Below are 15,086 nucleotides of genomic sequence, written 5' to 3'. Positions count from 1 at the left end.
CCTCCGCAGCCCCTGAATTTGCGCTGCCAAAGTGGCGCCGCCAAGGCCTTTCTGTTGCACGCACAAAATGCGCTGATGGAGTGGGTCATCGCCTAGTTCCAGCGCCCTTGCTCCTCCCGGCATGCTGAGGCATTGTTGCTGTATGAGGAGAGTTTTCATCGTGCTGCTGGCGTTCTGGCCGGGCTTTGCGCTGGCCGATCAAGCCTTCTATGCGGCGAAATCGGGCAATGCAGATGCGCCGGTGCTGACGGTCTATTCCTCGCTCGACGAGCCGTTGGCGCAGCCGATGATCCGAGGTTTCCAGGAAGCCAATCCCGATGTCGCGGTCAAATACGAGGACATGCTGACCGGCGATATCTACGACCGGATCGTCAGGGAGACGGATGCCGGCAAGAAGACGGCGGATTTTGCCTTTTCCTCGGCGATGGACCTGCAGGTGAAGCTCTCCAACGACGGATATGCGCAGGTCAGCAACCTGCCGATGAGTGCCGCATGGCCGAAATGGGCGAACTGGCGCAACACCGCCTATGCGCTGACCTTCGAGCCGGCGGTGTTCGTCTACCACAAGCCGAGCTTCGTGCATGAGCCGGTGCCGCGCTCGCGGGCGGAATTCGTCGATTACCTGAAGCGCAAGGGCAACGAGGTCTATGGGCGGATCGGCACTTACGACATCGAGCGCTCCGGCGTCGGTTTTCTGTTCATGGCGCGCGACCAGGAGCAGTTCGGCGATATCTGGTCGGTGATCGGAGCGATGGGGGCTGCCGGCGTCAAGCTCTATTCGACGAGTTCTGCGATCCTGGAGCGAGTTGCCGACGGGCGCTTCGTGCTCGGCTACAATATTCTCGGCTCCTATGCGGCCGACTGGGCGTCGCGATATCCGGATGTCGGCATCGTGCTGCCGAAGGATTATACCGTGGTGATGTCGCGGATCGGGCTGGTGCCGCAGGCGGCTGCCGAGCCGGAACTCGGCCGGCGTTATCTGACCTTTTTCATGTCGAGGGAAGGGCAGACGATCATGGCGCGCGAGCTGCAAATCCCGGCCGTCAGCCCCGAGGTGGCGGGAGAAAATACCGCCAATACGCTGCAGGAACTGCTCGGCGCCCAACTGCGGCCGGTGCCGGTCAGCCCCGGGCTGATGGTCTATCTCGACCAGGTGAAACGGGCGCGGCTGATCGCGCACTGGAACGAGGTTCTGCGGGCGCAGTGAAGGCGTCAGCTTTCGGCCGGTCCACACATAGGACCCGGTTTGGGCCGGCGCCCGGCAATTACGGCAAAAAAGTGGCCTCTTCTCCTGGATATCTCGCCGATGTCAGCTAAATGACAGCTTGTTGTGGTGGCTTTGGCTACTTCTTCTCCGTGGAGGCGGAGAGCTGAAGCCTTGGGAGGTATTCTGCTCGTCATCAGGACAATCACGTCCGCTGCCGGCCATTCCTTCCGATTCCCAGAGAATAACAGGCGGTTCGCTCAGCCGCCCACGGAGGACACATCGTGAAGCATACTTTCATCGCAACCCTTCTTGCCGCGACCATCGCGCTGCCGGCCTATGCGGCCGACTACACCATCATCGCGCCGGCTGCGCCCGGCGGCGGCTGGGACCAGACGGCCCGTTCGCTGCAGACAGCGCTGCAGCAGGAGAAGATCTCCGGCAACGTCCAGGTTCAGAACGTGCCCGGCGCCGGCGGCACCATCGGCCTGGCGCAGTTCAGCAGCCAGGCTGCCGGCAATCCGAATTCGCTGATCGTCGGCGGCTATGTCATGGTCGGCGCAATCCTCACCAACAAGTCGCCAGTGACACTCAAGGACGTCACGCCGATCGCCCGTCTGACCGGCGAATATGAAGCCGTCGTCGTTCCTGCCTCTTCTGAGATCAAGACCATGGCCGATCTGGTTGCAGCGCTGAAGAAGGATCCGGGCGCGGTTTCCTGGGGCGGCGGTTCGGCCGGCGGTACCGACCACATCACGGTCGGCCTGATCGCCAAGGCCTCCGGGGTCGATCCGACCAAGATCAACTATGTCGCCTTCTCCGGCGGCGGTGAAGCGCTCGCCGCCATTCTCGGCGGCCAGGTCACGGCCGGCGTCTCGAGCTACAGCGAGTTCGAATCGCAGGTGAAATCCGGCACGCTCCGGCTTCTCGCCGTCTCCAGCGACAAGCGCATCGACGGCGTCGATGCCCCGACGCTGAAGGAAGCCGGCACCGACGTCACCATCCAGAACTGGCGCATGGTGGCCGCAGCCCCGGGCCTCTCGGCAGAACAGGTGGCAAGCGTCACCGCCGATTTCGAGAAGCTGCATAGCTCGGCGACCTGGCAGGAAACGCTGAAGACCAAGGGCTGGGCCGACACCTATCTGTCCGGCGACGCCTTCAAGGCGCAGCTCGAGAAGGATGTCTCCGCCACCGAAGGCATTCTCAAAGATATCGGACTTGTTCAATGAGCGAGGATAACACCTCCTCGGCAACGACACGCCGCCCTGATTGGGCGGCGTTCATCATTGCCGTTTTCCTCTTCGTCATCGCCGGCGTGATGGCCTGGGATGCCTCGCATCTGAAAACGATCGCCCAATACGACCGCATCGGCCCGGCGACCGTGCCTGAGGTGGTGGCGTTCGGCCTCTTCTGTCTCGGGATCTGGACCGCCGCCGAAGCCTGGCGCGGCGAGTTTCCGGAGCGCGATCAGCAGGAAGTGGCGCCGGTCGTCTGGATCGTTGCCGGTCTTGCCGGCCAGATGCTGCTCCTGCGCGTCGCCGGCTTCTCGATCGCCACCGGCATCCTCTTTGCGCTGACGGCACGCGGTTTCGGCAAACGCAAGCTCTGGATCTCGCTGCCGCTCGGCATCCTCCTCAGCTTCGTCGTCTGGGCGATCTTCTCGCAGCTGCTGCAGCTGACGCTGCCGGCCGGGCCGCTCGAACATCTGTTCTTCTGACCGCGCGCGACGCGCTGTCAGCTCTTTTGATTTTACGCGGCGCCTGACCCGATCGCATGGTCTGGAACGCCGCTTGGGACACCAAGATGAGCACATTCGAATTCCTATGGCAGGGTATCCTGGTTGCGATGCAGCCGATGAACCTGGTTTATGCGCTGGTCGGCGTCACACTCGGCACTGCGGTCGGCGTGCTGCCCGGCATCGGCCCGGCGCTCACCGTGGCGCTGCTGTTGCCCGTCACCTACAAACTCGATCCCGGCGGCTCGCTGATCATGTTCGCCGGCATCTATTACGGCGGCATGTACGGCGGTTCGACCACCTCGATCCTGCTCAATACGCCGGGTGAAAGCGCCTCGATCGTCACTGCGCTCGAGGGCAACAAGATGGCGCGCGCCGGGCGCGGCGGGCCGGCGCTGGCGACAGCGGCGATCGGCTCCTTCGTCGCCGGCCTGATTGCGACGCTCGGGCTTGCCTTCATCGCGCCCTATATCGTCAAGCTGGCGCTGGTTTTCGGGCCGCGCGAATATTTCGCGCTGATGGCGCTGGCCTTCGTCACCGTCTCCTCGGCCTTCGGCGATTCAGCCCTCAGGGGCCTGACCTCGCTGTTCATCGGTTTCGCGCTCGCCATGGTCGGCATCGACCAGCAGACGGGGCAGGCGCGGCTTTCCTTCGGCATTCCCGACCTGCTCGACGGTGTCGAGGTGACGACGCTTGCGGTGGCGATGTTTGCGATCGGCGAGACGCTCTATATCGCCGCGCAGGGCAACCGGATCGCCGAGAAGGTCGAGGCGGTCAAGGGTTCGCTGTGGATGACGGCGCAGGACTGGTCGCGTTCGTGGAAGCCCTGGCTGCGCGGCACGCTGATCGGCTTTCCGATCGGCGCGATGCCGGCGGGCGGCGCCGAAATCGGAACCTTCCTCTCCTATGCCACCGAAAAGCGGCTGGCCAAGAACCCCGAGGAGTTCGGCCATGGTGCGATCGAAGGCGTGGCCGGTCCAGAGGCTGCCAATAACGCCTCGGCCGCCGGCACGCTGGTGCCGCTTCTGACACTCGGCTTGCCGACGACGGCGACGGCGGCGATCATGCTTGCCGGCTTCCAGCAATACGGCTTGCAGCCGGGGCCGCTGCTGTTTGCCACCAATCCGCAGCTTGTCTGGGGTCTGATCGCCAGCCTGCTCATCGCCAATGCAATGCTGCTGGTCTTGAACCTGCCGATGATCGGGCTCTGGGTAAAGCTGCTGACGATCCCGAAGCCGTGGCTCTATGCCGGCATTCTGCTGTTTGCGACGCTCGGGACGATCGGCGCCAACCCATCGGTGTTCGAGCTCGGCATGCTGCTCGCCTTTGGCCTGCTCGGTTACGTGATGCGGCTCTTCGGCTATCCGATTGCGCCGACGGTTGTCGGCCTGATTCTCGGGCCGCTTGCCGAGCAGCAGCTTCGCCGCGCGCTGGCGATCAGCCAGGGCGACGTCACGACGCTGGTGATGTCGCCGATTGCGGCAGGTCTGCTGATCGTTGCAGCGGCGGCCTTTCTCATCCCGCTGATCCTGCGGATTCGCGGCCGCGGCCAGGTGCTGTCGCAGCTGGCGGCAAACGAAGACTAAAAAGACGACATTACCCCTCCCTCACGGGCCGGCCCATGGAAAACATGCGCCGGCCTCTTCTTTTTGCATGGCTGCGGTGATTTTCTGGTCATTGTGGAGGTATGTGCGCGACGCCATCTACAGGCGGTCAATCAAAACAAGAGGAAATGGACAATGTCCGCCATCCGCAAGTCAGTCCGCACAGGTTTCTTTGGCCGCGCATTTGCCGTGCTGGGCGCCGCAAATGCGGTCAGCGCCGCAGTTGAAGCCGGTCGCCGGCCGCAGGCCCGCGATCTGAGGGAACTCGGCATCGACCCGACCTCCTTCGGTCAGGTCTCCCGCTAAGACCTTCAAGTCATGCATGAATGAATTAGCCCGCAACTGGTTGGTCGCGGGCTTTATTTTGTCCGAAAGACGGTGCCTCAAGGGCAGCGCTGCGGCCTTGGTCTTCGTTTGCGCATGTCGACCCGGAACCGCTGTTCAGCTCCGGGCGGCATGCATTGTCATCGTCAGGCGTGGAGCTCGTCCTGCCGGGCGGCGTGATCTTCCAGCCGCTCGCGCTTGTTGTGGCGGATCGACGACCAGAGCGACAGGCCGATCAGCGTCGCGCCGCCGAGACCGGTGATCACTTCGGGGATGTGCACCAGGGTCTGCGCATACATGATCACCGAGAGGATCAGGATGGCGTAGAAGGCGCCGTGCTCGAGGTAGCGATATTCGGCAAGCGTTCCCTTCTCCACCAGCATGATGGTCATCGAGCGCACATACATGGCGCCGATGCCGAGGCCGATCGCGATGACGAAGAGGTTCTGCGTCAAGGCGAAGGCGCCGATGACGCCGTCGAAGGAGAAGCTGGCATCCAGCACCTCGAGATAGATGAAGGCGCCGAGGCCGCCCTTGGCGGCAGCGCTCATCGTCTGCTGCGACGCATCGAGCAGTTCACCAACCACCTCGACCGCGAGGAAGGTGAGCAGCCCGTATATGGCGCAATGGACGAAGATGCTCGCTTCCTCGCCGCCGATCAGCCAGGAGAAAACAAGCATCAGCGACAGCACGAAAGCGATCTCGATGCCCCTGATGGTGGCCGAGCGCGCCATGACCTTTTCCAGGCCGCGGAACCAGTGGATTTTCTTCTCATTGTCGAAGAAATAGCTGAGGCCGACCATCATCAGGAAGGTGCCGCCGAAGGCTGCGATCGGCAGATGCGCGTCATTCATGATGCGGGCATATTCTTCCGGCTCACGGGCGGCGAGCACAAGCGCGTCCCAGGGGCCGATCCGCGCCGCGATCGCAACGATCGCCAGCGGAAAGACGATGCGCATGCCGAAGACGGCGATGATGATGCCCCAGGTGAGGAAGCGCTTCTGCCAGACCGGCGTCATCTCCTTCAGCTTGTTGGCGTTGACGATGGCATTGTCGAAGGACAGCGAAATCTCCAGCACCGCAAGCACTGTGCAGATGAAGAAGACCGTCGCCATGCCGCCGATCGTGCCTGTCGTCTGCCAGCCGAGCACGGCGCCGAGAATAAGGCCGAGAGCGGTGACGATGAAGGCCCAGCGGAAATAGCTGAGCGAGGAATGGTGGGTCGCGGGCTGGTTCATGGCCGCACCTCGCGGCCGCAAATCGTGGTGGAGAGAGTGGAGAGTGAGAAACGCGGCATGCCACAACGGGCATGCGGATAAGGCATGTTGAGCTTGTTCATCGATGAAAAATCCGCCGGCTAAGCTGCAGGCGGTACCGACATCACGAGAGCGCCGTAAAAACTCTCGCCAGAGGGGCCCGGCACCAAATTACCCGTAGCCGATGTCTGGAAGGCTGCGGGACAGGCCTTAGTTAATCAACTTCCCCGGCCAGTCAAGTCCGGCGGCCGCACGGAAATGAAGTGTTTTTTTGGAACCATCCCGGTGCCTGCCCGTTAGACCCTGGTTGAGCTGAAAAGGAGGCCGATGATGCACACTTCGACCCATGTTCCCGACAAACGCACAGAGGCGTCCGACCGCATGAAGCGGGCGAAGCCGAACCGCATGCAGAAGGCGCAGGTGCTGCCGCCGCATCATGTCGACCTGACGCTGACGCCCGGCGTCTATCACGACATTCACGTGCCCGCCCACGTCACCGGCGCCGATCTTTCCAAGGGTGGCCCAGACATCAAGGGCGCCGACTTCAAGGGCAATGCGGCGAGCAAGAAATAACCGGCATTCCGCATGCGTCTTTGGCGCGTCGACGATCAATTCGAACAGGTGAGAAATATATGACGATCAACTTTGTGCCCCGCGAGATCTTCATCCGGCACGAAAATGAATGGCAGGCCGCACGCGAGGCGGCGGACGAGCGCATCGATATCGGAAAAGGCCAAAAGCCGCTCGCCCCGTCCATCGGCGCCAAGGCATCGGTTGGGAAAAGCGATCCTTCGGCCACACGCTCGGAATGAGCACCGGCCGTCACGCTGATACGGACGCCGGGCATTATGCCGGGCGTTTCGCCTTATCGAGGTTTATCCTCATCGACACGCTGCCCGGAATTGTAGCCGAGCCGTCGTTCGAGCTTACCGAAGGCAAAGAGCACGCAGATGGCGGCCAGCGTCGTGAAGAAGGCGATCGGCCAATAACCGAAGCCCATGGCAAGGCCGATCGCGCCGGAAAGCCACATGCCGGCCCCCGTCGTCAGCCCGTGCACCCGGCCTCTGGCAAAAACAATCATGCCGGCGGCAAGGAAAGCGACGCCGGCGGTCACGGCTTCGATGACACGCAGCGGATCGATCCGTACCTGCTCATCATCGGCAAAACCCGGCATGTGCACCGCTTCGATCGAAATGATGGCAAAGAGGGCCGCGGCAAGACTGATCAGAATATGGGTGCGGAAGCCTGCCGGGCGGTCGCGTGCCTCACGCTCGAAGCCGATCAGCCCGCCGAAGACAATGGCGCCGAGCAGGCGGGCGAAGATGACGGGATAATGAATGCGCGACGCCGGTATCATGTCGGCGATGATCAGTTCCATGGATTTTTTCCTACCGCATATGAATTTTTCGCTGGCTAACGTGTGAGCGCTAGATTTGTTCGGCTTTTTTCACCGGTGCGTGCGGATTGCCCCACGGGCATCTCCACTGACGGCCGATGCCTGCGCGACACTCGAGGCACAGATCGGTGAAACCGGCATCATCCTGTCGCCGCGCCAACCTTTCAGAAAGGATTGGGCGGCGATAATTGCGGCCTCACGGGAATCGGACAGATGGCCAAGACAGCGACACGCGGCCGCCGCAGGGCGCCGGCGAGAGGAAAGAGCAAAACGCGCAGCAGCGGTGGCGGATTGTTGCCCTGGGCGGTGATCGGCATTGCCGCGATCGGCGGTATCGTCGCCCACGACCATTGGAAGAGCATCGAGCCGATGCTCCCACGGCAATCGGCGCCGATCGCACGGGACGCAGCGGAGCCGGGGCCTTTCCGGAAGGATGTGCCGCCGAAGCAGGTAGCACTTGCCGCACCCACGCCGAAAGCGGCACCGCCGGTGAAACAATCGCAGTTGCTGCCGCCGGCGACGATCCCGACGCCGACGATCCAGCCGGTCAAGGCGGCGCCGTCCCCGGTTTCCCCTGCCGCTCCGGAAAGCGGGACGGTCGCCTTCGGTTATTGCGGCCAAGGCGCGCATATCAACTGTGTCGGCGACGGCGGCGTCTTCTGGTACAAGGGCGAGAAGATCGTGATCGCCGACATGGCAAGCCCCGCCGTCGACCAGGCGCGTTGCGACGGCGAACGCCGGGTGGCCTTTGCCGCCAAGTCGCGGCTGCTGGGGCTCCTGAACGCCGGACCGTTCACGATGAATGCCGCGGGCAAAGCCGAGCCTTCAGGCGCGCCGCGCGTCGTCTCGCGTGACGGGCGCTCCTTCGGCGCGCAACTGATCAATGAGGGGCTGGCGCGTAAGCCGGGGGCTGCCGGCGGCGCCTGGTGCGCCTGACGGCATCCGGCTTTTTCAGCGAAGCATAGCCGCAAAGCTCTGGCGCAGTCTGCCGGAGCTTCTTGCTATTTACCTTTCTTCACTAGCTTGCCGCCGGTGCGGAAGCTGCCGGTAAAGGAGGAATCCTTGCTTTCGGCCGTGCATTCGATCGCGATCGGCTTGCCGGCATAGGGATTTCCGAAGGTGCAGAAGCCGGCGACTTTGACCTCTCCGGTCATCTTGTTGCCGACACCGGTGGTGACGAGGCTGAGCGGCAGGCGGGCATTGCCGTTGGAAGCGGGCTTGATGCCGCTGCCGTCGCCCTGAAAGCCGAGCGCCTTGCCGTCCGAGGTGAAGATGAAGGTCACCACGCCATTGGCCAGCGTGACGCTGGCAAGCTCGTTCTTGCAGCCCTTGGTGGCGTCGAACTTGGCGACAACCAGCTTGGCGCATTTGCCGGAAAGGGTAATGACGCCGAGTGCGCCCGGAAAGGTCTCAGGCGGAGACGCCGGCGCGGCGAAGGCCGGCAAGGCAAAGGCAGTGGAAAGTGCGGCGGCGACAAGCGTAGGTAATTTCATTTCCATCTCGAACCCCATGTCCTGGCGAGGCGAATCACGACCTCAGCCTCGATTCGCCATGGCATGGTTCTGTGTCCGAATTTGGCTCTGTCGGCAACGGCACTAAGATTTCATCGACTGCCAGGCTGGGTCAGCGATCGGTGGCGGATGAGCGAAAGGTGAGTCCCACAGCCAATTGAAGCCGACCCGGATCATGTCCGGGCTCTTTACCCGCAAGCCTCTTGCACTGCAACGGGCCGGATTTGGGAGGCGTTCCGGTCTCAAGAATTCGAAAATCCCCGTGGCGGGGATTTATCAACGATGTCAGGGAGATCGGATGGTGGGCGTGACAGGGATTGAACCTGTGACCCCTACGATGTCAACGTAGTGCTCTCCCGCTGAGCTACACGCCCATCCGATGGCGGCGCATAGATCACAAAACCTTTGGAGCCGTCAATAGGCTTTTTGCAGTTTTGTGACGCGCCGCCCAGCAAGCCTTATGCGGCAAGCATTTTGTTGACCTCGTCGACGAGGTCGCGCAGGTGAAATGGCTTGGAAAGGACCTTGGCATCCTTCGGCGCCTTCGAATCAGGGTTCAGCGCCACGGCGGCAAAACCGGTGATGAACATCACCTTCAGGTCGGGGTCGAGTTCGGTGGCGCGGCGCGCCAGCTCGATGCCGTCCATCTCGGGCATGACGATATCGGTCAGCAGCAGAGAAAACGGCTCCTCGCGCAGCCGGTCATAGGCACTGGCGCCATTGTCATAGGAAAGGACCTTGTAACCGGCCTTTTCGAGCGCTTTCACCAGGAAGCGGCGCATGTCGTTGTCGTCTTCTGCGAGAAGTATCTTCTGAGTCATCAATCCAGACCGCTGATCAATAAGTTTTTGGTGGGTGCCCGGGGTTTACACTAGTCTTTACCCGGTAAACAACCGGTGAATTGCCTGTGCGCGACCGCCATCCCGTCTACATAGTATGGACTTGGGGCCGGGCAACTGGCAACATGGGCAAAGCAGTCAGTTCATGACATGGTAAAGAGGGCCGAAAGTGCCGGAGATACGCGAATACGAGCTTTTTGAGGTTCATGAGCCCGTGTCGCAGACCATTCCCTTCGTCTACAACTCCCCTCATAGCGGCCGTATTTATCCACCGGAATTTATCGCGCAGTCCAGGCTCGAAGGCATCGCCATCCGCCGTTCCGAGGATCATTATGTCGACGAGCTGTTCGGCTCGGCCGTGGCACTCGGCGCACCGCTGCTGGCGGCCAACTTTCCGCGCGCCTATCTCGACGTCAATCGCGAGCCCTACGAGCTCGACCCGCGGATGTTCGACGGACTGCTGCCGCCCTATGCCAATGTCAATTCGCTCCGGGTCGCCGGCGGGCTCGGCACCATTCCGCGCATCGTCGCCGAGAACATGGAGATCTATGCGCGGCGGCTGCCGGTGCAGGAGGGGCTGGATCGGGTCGAAGCGGTCTACAAGCCCTATCATGCGACGCTCCGGCGGCTGATCGCGCGAACGCATGTGCAGTTCGGTTTCGGGGTGCTGATCGACTGCCATTCGATGCCCGGCAATGTGCGCGTCGCCGGCAGCACCGCGCGGCCGGATTTCATCATCGGCGATCGTTACGGCACCAGCGCTTCGGCCGAACTTTCGCGCGCCGCCATCGCCATCCTCGAGGAAATGGGCTTTGCGGCGATCCGCAACAAGCCTTATGCCGGCGGCTTCATCACCGAACATTACGGCCGGCCCTCCCGCGGGCTGCATGCGCTGCAGATCGAAGTGAACCGGGCGATCTATGTCGACGAGGTAACGCTGGAAAAACGCGCCGACTTCGCCGCAGTGGCCGAGGCGGTCACGGTTTTCATGCAGCAGATGGCGGATTATGTCGAGAAATTCGCCGGCGACCGGGCGCTGGCTGCCGAATAAATCTGCATTTCGATTTCGGTGACGTTTGGCCCCAGTCTTGCCGGCCAAAAAAAACCGCGCTGTAAGCGCGGCTAAGTCTAGGGAGGAAACACCCAAGGAGGGTATTTACAGTCAGAAGACTGTACTAAGGACGCTACTATTGCGTTGCACAAATGTCAAGCAATATATTGCGCTGCGACATCTTTGGGCAGGCGAGCTGGCGCGTCGCGACCTTTCAGCTTTGCTCCTCGCCCTTTAGCCCTTTGTTTTTGCATATGTCGTTGCGCCAAAAGCGCTTCGCGCTTTGCCTGGGGAAAACCGCTGCACCCTTTTGCGCGACATGCTTCAGCCGCCAGCGTTTGCATTCCTGCCGCTTTTCGCTATGAAAGCCCACTCCCCGCCAGCAAATGGATCGACCATGCTTCCTGATCGCTCGTTCTTCAACCGTCTGGCGGAGGCCGCCAAGGCGGAGACGCTGTCGCGCTTCCGCTCCGGCCTCGATATCACCAACAAGCTTTCTTCCGGTTTCGATCCGGTGACCGAGGGCGACCGGGCGGCCGAACTCGCCATCCGGGCGCTGATCGAGGAGAATTTTCCCGATCACGGCATTCTCGGCGAGGAGCACGGCAATGTCGGGCTCGACCGCGACTACGTCTGGGTGATCGATCCGATCGACGGCACGCGCGCCTTCATCTCCGGCCTGCCGGTGTGGGGAACGCTGATCGGCCTGCAGAAAGAAGGGCGGGCGATCATGGGCATGATCGAGCAGCCTTTTACCGGCGAGCGCTATTTCGCCGACCAGAACGGCTCGATCTATAGCGGGCCGGAGGGTGAGCGGCGGCTGGCGACGCGCCCATGCGACGGGCTTTCCAACGCTATCTTATTCACCACCTCGCCGCATCTCTTCGCCGGCGCGGAGATGGAGAAATACCGCGAGATCGAGAGCCAGGTGCGGCTCTTCCGCTACGGCTGCGACTGCTACGCCTATGCGCTACTTGCCGCCGGCCATATCGATCTCGTCGTGGAAAACAGCCTGAAGCCCTATGATGTCGGCGGCATCATTCCCGTCATCGAAGGGGCGGGCGGCATCATCACCACATGGGACGGCGGACGGCCCGAAAACGGCGGCTCGATCATCGCCGCCGGCAGCCGGGCGGTCTACGATCAGGCGATCGCCATCCTGCAGCGTTGATCCTCCGGTCAGCTTCGCTGATCCGGCTCAGGTGCCGAGGGCGGCGACGTCCTGGTTTTCTTCGGCGTCGCTGCCGGGAATGAAGGCGTGGAAGGCGGCAAGGGCGGCGGCGCGATAGGTATCCCGTTCCTGGAAGATCTCGTGGCGGGCGCCGTTGATCGGCACCAGCTGGCCGGCGCGGAAATAACGCGAGAGCCGCTCCTGCGCCGTGTAGGGCACAACGCCGTCACGCGTCGGGGCGATGACGATGGTCGGGATGGTGATCGAGAAGAGATGGTAGGGCGACGTGACCCGGTCCATCGTGCGAAAAGCCTCGGTCAGCCAGCGGGCCGTCGGCGGCCCGAGCGTCAGCTCCGGATGGGCTTCCATCATCGCGACATTGCGCTCGAAGCGGGTTTCGTCCGAGGTCAGCGGGTTGTCGCGGAAATCCGGCTCCTTCAGTTTCGAGGTCAGCGGCAAGGAACCAAGTCCGATTGCGGTCAACGTGCCGGCCAGGGTGCGGATGACGCGGGGCGAGGCCGACTGGCCGGTCAGGCCAATGAAGGGCGCCGACAGCACCATGCGATCGATACGGGTGGTAAGATAGGGCGCGGCCGAGAGCGCGATCAGCCCGCCGGTGGAGTGGGCGAGCAGGTAGAAGGGCAGGCGGGTATCCGGCAGCACCACCTTTTCGAGGAAGGTGTCGAGATCACGCTCGTAATCGACGAAGCGGCGGATGTGGCCGTGGTTGCGGCGCTTCAGGAGCCGTCCAGAACCGCCCTGGCCGCGCATATCGAAGGTGGCGACCCAGAGGCCTTTGGCCGTCAGGTCGCGGATCGTCTCGAAATATTTCTCGATATATTCGTTGCGGCCATGCAGGATGACCACCGTGCCCTTGGCGACCTGGGCGCCTGAGCGGAAAACGGCGTAGCGCAGCCGGTGGCCGTCATGAGTTTCGAAGAACCCTTCCGTGCGGTTTTCCGGGGCGGGATTGTCGGGCGTCGAATAGAGAACCTGATCCATGACTTTGCCAATGCACCGCTGCTGACTGCTTCGCATCAGGGATAGCGCATGGCATCCGGCTTGGAAAGCGGCGACCCTGCAAGGCTGTAAAGCAACGAAAAGGGCCGGCAGGAGCATGAGGGTGCTCACAGCCGGCCGAGTTTGAGGCTGAAGAAGAAGGGACGATGCACTTCAGCCATCGGGACCAGATTCACCCGACGCTGCAATCTCTAGGCGGATGCGTGTGAATGCCCTCCGAACCGGCCGTTCATGCGGGGTTCACGGGCCCGGTCGGGCGATTTCGGAAGGGTCTTGAACTCGTCAAATCCCATCACCATCTCCTTGCTGCGGGTGCCGAAGAGGGCCCGCGCAACCGTCCCGAGGCCGCCAAAGATGGGGTTTCAGGGGCATTTTATCGCAACACGTCGCTTCCACAGGAGGACATCATGCGTCACGTAGACTTCTCTCCCCTTTATCGCTCGACCGTCGGTTTCGACCGGCTCTTCACCATGCTCGACAGCCTTGCCCAGCCGGAGCAGGCCCAGACGTATCCGCCCTATAATATCGAGCGCACCGGTGACAATACCTACCGGATCACCATGGCGGTCGCCGGTTTCGACGAGACCGAACTTTCGATCGAAGCCCATGCCCATGTCCTGTCCGTCAAAGGTGAAAAGAGCGAGGAACCTGCCGAGAGCGGCGAATTCCTCTACCGCGGCATTGCCAAGCGCGCCTTCGAGCGCCGCTTCCAGCTTGCCGACCATGTCGAGGTGACTGCCGCTTCGCTGAAGAACGGCCTGCTGCACATCGACCTTCTGCGCAACATTCCCGAGGCCATGAAGCCCCGGAAGATTACGATTGCCGCAGAGCCGGTCGAGGCTCCGAAGGCCATCGAGGCGCAGGTCATCAACGACTGATCACTTTCCCTTAACGGGAAAAATGAACGGCGCTCCGATCGGGGCGCCGTTTGTGACTCAGGCCGGGCTGGCGGCTTCGTCTATTTCCTTTTTGGTTGCGCGGCGGGCCGCCGTGGCGGCGTATTTCTGGGCGATAACGGCGCAGACCATCAGCTGGATCTGGTGGAACAGCATCAGCGGCAGCACGATGGCGCCGATCGACTGGCCAGCGAAGATGACGTTTGCCATCGGCACGCCGCTTGCAAGGCTCTTCTTCGAGCCGCAGAAAGTGATGGTGATCTCGTCGGCCTTGCCGAAGCCGAGCCAGCGGCTGCCGAACATGGTCAACACCAGCACGATGCCCAGAAGAAGCATATCGGCGACGATGACGACGGCGATATCGGCGAGCGAGAAGGTGTGCCACAGTCCCTCGACGACCGCCGTCGAGAAGGCGAGATAGACCACCATCAGGATCGAGCCGCGATCGACAGGCATGAGGATTTTCTTCTTGGCGCGGATCCAGTCGCCGATCCAGGGCTGCAGGATCTGGCCGACGATGAAGGGGGCGAGCAGTTGCAGCAGGATCTGCTGCAGCGCGTCGAAGGAGAAGCCGCCATGGCCGCCGACGGAAAACAGCAGGCCGACGAGCAGCGGCGTCAGGAACATGCCGAAGATGTTGGAGGCCGAGGCCGAGCAGATGGCGGCAGGCACATTGCCGCCGGCCATCGAGGTGAAGGCGATCGACGACTGCACCGTCGACGGCAGCACGCAGAGGAAGAGAATGCCGAGATAGAGCGGCTGCGGCAGGATCGTGTCGGGGATGAAGCCGAGGCCGAGACCAAGTAGCGGGAAGATGCCGAAGGTCGTCAGCAGGATGGCGAGATGCAGGCGCCAGTGCAGCAGGCCTGCAATCACGACGTCGCGCGAGAGGCGGGCGCCATGCAGGAAGAACAGCAGCGCGATGGCAAGATCGGTGGCGATGCCGAAATAACCTGCGAATGCGCCGCTCGCCGGCAGCAGCGAGGCGAGAATGACGGTGCAGACCAGCAGGGTCGTGAAGGTATCGGGCAGAAGGCGGCGCATGGCGATCTCGCGGCTTGATAAATTTGAATTGTTTT

Annotated in this window: 17 protein-coding genes and 1 tRNA gene; 11 read left to right on the top strand and 7 right to left on the bottom strand. The window is 62.4% G+C overall.

Going from position 1 to position 15,086, the window contains the following annotated elements; genetic code table 11:
- Positions 1-160 precede the first annotated feature (160 nt).
- The 5 genes from AMK05_RS19325 (at position 161) to AMK05_RS35295 (ending at position 4,849) form a co-directional block, all read left to right on the top strand.
- The gene (locus tag AMK05_RS19325) at positions 161-1,207 is read left to right on the top strand and encodes an ABC transporter substrate-binding protein (protein WP_064840715.1); all 1,047 of its coding nucleotides are present in this window, start codon (positions 161-163) and stop codon (positions 1,205-1,207) included.
- Positions 1,208-1,488: 281 nt separating this feature from the next.
- On the top strand, positions 1,489-2,433 hold the full coding sequence (locus tag AMK05_RS19320; RefSeq protein ID WP_064840714.1) for a Bug family tripartite tricarboxylate transporter substrate binding protein: 945 nt from the start codon (positions 1,489-1,491) through the stop codon (positions 2,431-2,433).
- Entirely contained in the window at positions 2,430-2,921 is a 492-nt protein-coding gene (locus tag AMK05_RS19315) for a tripartite tricarboxylate transporter TctB family protein (protein ID WP_064840713.1), read from the top strand. The genes AMK05_RS19320 and AMK05_RS19315 overlap by 4 nt, the downstream gene beginning before the upstream one ends.
- 86 nt (positions 2,922-3,007) lie before the next feature.
- The gene (locus AMK05_RS19310; RefSeq protein ID WP_064841449.1) at positions 3,008-4,525 is read left to right on the top strand and encodes a tripartite tricarboxylate transporter permease; all 1,518 of its coding nucleotides are present in this window, start codon (positions 3,008-3,010) and stop codon (positions 4,523-4,525) included.
- Between the two features lie 153 nt (positions 4,526-4,678).
- On the top strand, positions 4,679-4,849 hold the full coding sequence (locus AMK05_RS35295) for a hypothetical protein (RefSeq protein ID WP_094447840.1): 171 nt from the start codon (positions 4,679-4,681) through the stop codon (positions 4,847-4,849).
- A 164-nt stretch (positions 4,850-5,013) separates the two neighbouring features.
- Here the strand turns inward: AMK05_RS35295 and AMK05_RS19305 are convergent, their stop codons facing one another.
- A complete protein-coding gene (locus AMK05_RS19305; RefSeq protein ID WP_064840712.1) occupies positions 5,014-6,105 on the bottom strand; it encodes a DUF475 domain-containing protein in 1,092 nt (363 codons plus the stop codon).
- A gap of 345 nt (positions 6,106-6,450) precedes the next feature.
- Between AMK05_RS19305 and AMK05_RS19300 the strand changes: the two genes are divergently transcribed.
- Both AMK05_RS19300 and AMK05_RS19295 read left to right on the top strand, forming a co-directional pair.
- On the top strand, positions 6,451-6,696 hold the full coding sequence (locus tag AMK05_RS19300; protein ID WP_064840711.1) for a hypothetical protein: 246 nt from the start codon (positions 6,451-6,453) through the stop codon (positions 6,694-6,696).
- Between the two features lie 59 nt (positions 6,697-6,755).
- Positions 6,756-6,935 (top strand): hypothetical protein, encoded by a 180-nt coding sequence (locus tag AMK05_RS19295; protein WP_064840710.1) that lies wholly within the window; start codon positions 6,756-6,758, stop codon positions 6,933-6,935.
- Between the two features lie 53 nt (positions 6,936-6,988).
- Here the strand turns inward: AMK05_RS19295 and AMK05_RS19290 are convergent, their stop codons facing one another.
- Positions 6,989-7,501 carry an MgtC/SapB family protein gene (locus AMK05_RS19290; protein WP_064840709.1) on the bottom strand — a complete coding sequence of 171 codons (513 nt, stop codon included), beginning with the start codon at positions 7,499-7,501 and terminating at the stop codon, positions 6,989-6,991.
- A 231-nt stretch (positions 7,502-7,732) separates the two neighbouring features.
- On the opposite strand from AMK05_RS19290, the gene AMK05_RS19285 reads away from it, so the two are divergent.
- Complete coding sequence (locus AMK05_RS19285; RefSeq protein WP_064841448.1) at positions 7,733-8,455, top strand: hypothetical protein; 723 nt, start codon at positions 7,733-7,735, stop codon at positions 8,453-8,455.
- Between the two features lie 65 nt (positions 8,456-8,520).
- Here the strand turns inward: AMK05_RS19285 and AMK05_RS19280 are convergent, their stop codons facing one another.
- The 3 genes from AMK05_RS19280 to cpdR1 form a co-directional block, all read right to left on the bottom strand.
- Entirely contained in the window at positions 8,521-9,030 is a 510-nt protein-coding gene (locus AMK05_RS19280; RefSeq protein ID WP_064840708.1) for a hypothetical protein, read from the bottom strand.
- A gap of 299 nt (positions 9,031-9,329) precedes the next feature.
- Positions 9,330-9,404 (bottom strand) — tRNA-Val (locus AMK05_RS19275).
- Positions 9,405-9,488: 84 nt separating this feature from the next.
- A complete protein-coding gene (gene cpdR1, locus AMK05_RS19270) occupies positions 9,489-9,851 on the bottom strand; it encodes a response regulator CpdR1 (RefSeq protein ID WP_003542883.1) in 363 nt (120 codons plus the stop codon).
- Between the two features lie 187 nt (positions 9,852-10,038).
- Here cpdR1 and AMK05_RS19265 point away from each other — a divergent pair, with 187 nt between their 5' ends.
- Both AMK05_RS19265 and hisN read left to right on the top strand, forming a co-directional pair.
- The gene (locus AMK05_RS19265; protein WP_064840707.1) at positions 10,039-10,920 is read left to right on the top strand and encodes an N-formylglutamate amidohydrolase; all 882 of its coding nucleotides are present in this window, start codon (positions 10,039-10,041) and stop codon (positions 10,918-10,920) included.
- A gap of 397 nt (positions 10,921-11,317) precedes the next feature.
- Complete coding sequence (gene hisN, locus AMK05_RS19260) at positions 11,318-12,091, top strand: histidinol-phosphatase (protein WP_064841447.1); 774 nt, start codon at positions 11,318-11,320, stop codon at positions 12,089-12,091.
- 27 nt (positions 12,092-12,118) lie between these two features.
- On the opposite strand, the gene AMK05_RS19255 is transcribed toward hisN, so the two are convergent.
- On the bottom strand, positions 12,119-13,093 hold the full coding sequence (locus AMK05_RS19255; RefSeq protein WP_064840706.1) for an alpha/beta fold hydrolase: 975 nt from the start codon (positions 13,091-13,093) through the stop codon (positions 12,119-12,121).
- A 425-nt stretch (positions 13,094-13,518) separates the two neighbouring features.
- On the opposite strand from AMK05_RS19255, the gene AMK05_RS19250 reads away from it, so the two are divergent.
- Positions 13,519-13,989, top strand: coding sequence for an Hsp20 family protein (locus AMK05_RS19250; protein WP_064841446.1), 471 nt, complete (start codon positions 13,519-13,521; stop codon positions 13,987-13,989).
- 57 nt (positions 13,990-14,046) lie between these two features.
- Here AMK05_RS19250 and AMK05_RS19245 read toward each other — a convergent pair whose 3' ends face one another.
- A complete protein-coding gene (locus tag AMK05_RS19245) occupies positions 14,047-15,051 on the bottom strand; it encodes a bile acid:sodium symporter family protein (protein ID WP_064840705.1) in 1,005 nt (334 codons plus the stop codon).
- Positions 15,052-15,086 lie beyond the last annotated feature (35 nt).

The organism is Rhizobium sp. N324 (assembly GCF_001664485.1).
Lineage (GTDB): Bacteria > Pseudomonadota > Alphaproteobacteria > Rhizobiales > Rhizobiaceae > Rhizobium.
Note: the sequence above shows the minus strand (reverse complement) of the source record. Positions and strands in the feature narration are given on the sequence as shown.

Coding starts and splice junctions, on each gene's coding strand:
- AMK05_RS19245 (WP_064840705.1), bottom strand. CDS start 15,051: ATGCGCCGCCTTCTGCCCGATACCTTCACGACCCTGCTGGTCTGCACC.
- AMK05_RS19280 (WP_064840708.1), bottom strand. CDS start 9,030: ATGGGGTTCGAGATGGAAATGAAATTACCTACGCTTGTCGCCGCCGCA.
- AMK05_RS19255 (WP_064840706.1), bottom strand. CDS start 13,093: ATGGATCAGGTTCTCTATTCGACGCCCGACAATCCCGCCCCGGAAAAC.
- AMK05_RS19250 (WP_064841446.1), top strand. CDS start 13,519: ATGCGTCACGTAGACTTCTCTCCCCTTTATCGCTCGACCGTCGGTTTC.
- AMK05_RS19295 (WP_064840710.1), top strand. CDS start 6,756: ATGACGATCAACTTTGTGCCCCGCGAGATCTTCATCCGGCACGAAAAT.
- hisN (WP_064841447.1), top strand. CDS start 11,318: ATGCTTCCTGATCGCTCGTTCTTCAACCGTCTGGCGGAGGCCGCCAAG.
- AMK05_RS19310 (WP_064841449.1), top strand. CDS start 3,008: ATGAGCACATTCGAATTCCTATGGCAGGGTATCCTGGTTGCGATGCAG.
- AMK05_RS19290 (WP_064840709.1), bottom strand. CDS start 7,501: ATGGAACTGATCATCGCCGACATGATACCGGCGTCGCGCATTCATTAT.
- AMK05_RS35295 (WP_094447840.1), top strand. CDS start 4,679: ATGTCCGCCATCCGCAAGTCAGTCCGCACAGGTTTCTTTGGCCGCGCA.
- cpdR1 (WP_003542883.1), bottom strand. CDS start 9,851: ATGACTCAGAAGATACTTCTCGCAGAAGACGACAACGACATGCGCCGC.
- AMK05_RS19300 (WP_064840711.1), top strand. CDS start 6,451: ATGATGCACACTTCGACCCATGTTCCCGACAAACGCACAGAGGCGTCC.
- AMK05_RS19305 (WP_064840712.1), bottom strand. CDS start 6,105: ATGAACCAGCCCGCGACCCACCATTCCTCGCTCAGCTATTTCCGCTGG.
- AMK05_RS19315 (WP_064840713.1), top strand. CDS start 2,430: ATGAGCGAGGATAACACCTCCTCGGCAACGACACGCCGCCCTGATTGG.
- AMK05_RS19285 (WP_064841448.1), top strand. CDS start 7,733: ATGGCCAAGACAGCGACACGCGGCCGCCGCAGGGCGCCGGCGAGAGGA.